Genomic DNA, 1,877 nt, shown 5'->3' on the forward strand with positions numbered 1-1,877 from the left:
ATCGAGTAGGGAGCGGGATTACTCCCGCCGCCCTCTCACACCACCGTACGTGCGGTTCCGCATACGGCGGTTCATGACTGACACTGAAGGCGTCGCTGGGTGTCCAGCAGCGAGATCAAGCCCAAGGCATCGAAGAAGCGTTTCGGGAAGGCCGCATTCATGTGTGATGCACCCGAGTTCCACCACGGACCTTGTCCGTTGCGGGCCGAGCGCCATGCACGATCTTCCGCCAGCCTCTGCCGACGCAGCATCGTGGTCCGGCCTTGTCGGTGCTTCGCTTGCCGCCAGAGCAGGCAGCGCAGTCTCCGTCTTAGCCAACCATCCAGATTCTCCAGTGCATTCCTGGTCTGCGTGTACTGGAAGTAGCCGATCCATCCTCGAAGCACCGGATTCAGTGTCTCGATGGTATGCGTCAGACTTCTTCCTCGTCCTTGTCGAAGTAGCTCCTTGACCCGCTCCATTAGCCTTTGCAAGCTTTGCGGTGCAATACGCAGTCGCACCTGACGGTGGGCCGTCAGGCTGTAGCCCAGGAATTTACGCGTCCAAGGCCTGGCACATGCGCTTTTGGCGTCGTTGATCTGCAGTTTCAGGCGGTCCGCAAGGAACACTTTCATCTGCATCAGTAACCGATCGCCCGCCGTTTTGCTTCGGACATAGATATTGCAGTCGTCTGCGTACCGGCAGAAGGCATGACCCCGTCGTTCAAGTTCGCGGTCCCAGTCCGTGAGCAGGATGTTTGACAGCAACGGAGAGAGGGGCCCGCCTTGCGGCGCGCCCTCGCGTCGCCGCGTAACCGCCCCTTCGCGCATTAATCCCGCTTCCAGATAACGGCGGATCAGCTTGAGCACGCGTGCATCGTTTACCTGTCGGGCAATCCGTGACATCAGGATGTCGTGGTTTACCCGGTCGAAAAACTTCTCCAGATCAATGTCCACCACCCAACGTCGGCCTTCCAGCACATAGTGTTGTGCCGCAAGGACGGCTTGCTGGGCACTGCGCCCCGGCCGGAAGCCGTAGCTGGACTCGGAAAAGGTCGACTCAAATACAGGTTGGAGTATCTGCAACAGCGCTTGCTGGATCAGGCGATCCAGTACCGTCGGGATGCCCAGCGTCCGTACCCCGCCCGCAGGCTTGGGAATGTCCACTGCGCGTATCGCCTGCGGCATGTATTGCCCGCTTAGCAATGCTGCCTTGATGCTTGGCCAGTGTACCGTCAGCCATTGACCGAAGTGCTCGACTGAGAGTCCATCGACTCCCGGGGCGCCTCGGTTACCAACGACTTTGCGATACGCCTGCCATACATTGGCTCGATCTACCACCGCCTCCATCAGCGATGGTTCCTCCGCTTTCGTTTGCCCGACAACCGCCGTGCAGCCATCAACACCACGATCATCTCCCCCAGAGTTCCGCCCCGGTTCTGCTGTCATGGCTGCGCTTATTCCACGCACTTGTGTCTCATCGACTGCATCGAGTATCTGCCGTCCTAATCGCGGTCACTCATGTTCGGCCCTTCGGTCAAACCGCACCTACTATGACCTCTGCTGACTTCTGCATAACCATCCCAACGCCTCGCAACGTCAGTAGCACAGTGGCAGCTATGCAGACCTCCCCGGGTATGACGCACCCACCTTCACGCTTATGCCTGTCGGATCTACGCCGCGTCGTTCCGTGCAAGTATCGGGCTTTGGCCTTTATGGCTGCCTCACCCCAACGCGTCGCCTCGTATCCGCTTCCTGTTCGTCAGGCCAGCGCTTTGCCTCGGGCTTCCTTCAGATTCGCAGTCGCCCGCGACACCCTTGCCTCTGGCTAACACTTCCCCTTGCCGGGTGTGTAGAGGACTCTCACCTCCGAGTGAGTGCGCCCTGCCGGGCGCACCA

Annotated in this window: 1 protein-coding gene; it reads right to left on the minus strand. The window is 59.7% G+C overall.

All coding sequences use genetic code 11. The features are described from left to right. Positions 1-71 precede the first annotated feature (71 nt). Positions 72-1,328, minus strand: a complete 1,257-nt coding sequence (gene ltrA / locus FHK95_RS19915) for a group II intron reverse transcriptase/maturase (protein WP_206668640.1) — start codon at positions 1,326-1,328, stop codon at positions 72-74. Between the last annotated feature and the right edge of the window lie 549 nt (positions 1,329-1,877).

It is taken from the genome of Pseudomonas saliphila (assembly GCF_008638345.1).
Lineage (GTDB): Bacteria > Pseudomonadota > Gammaproteobacteria > Pseudomonadales > Pseudomonadaceae > Halopseudomonas > Halopseudomonas saliphila.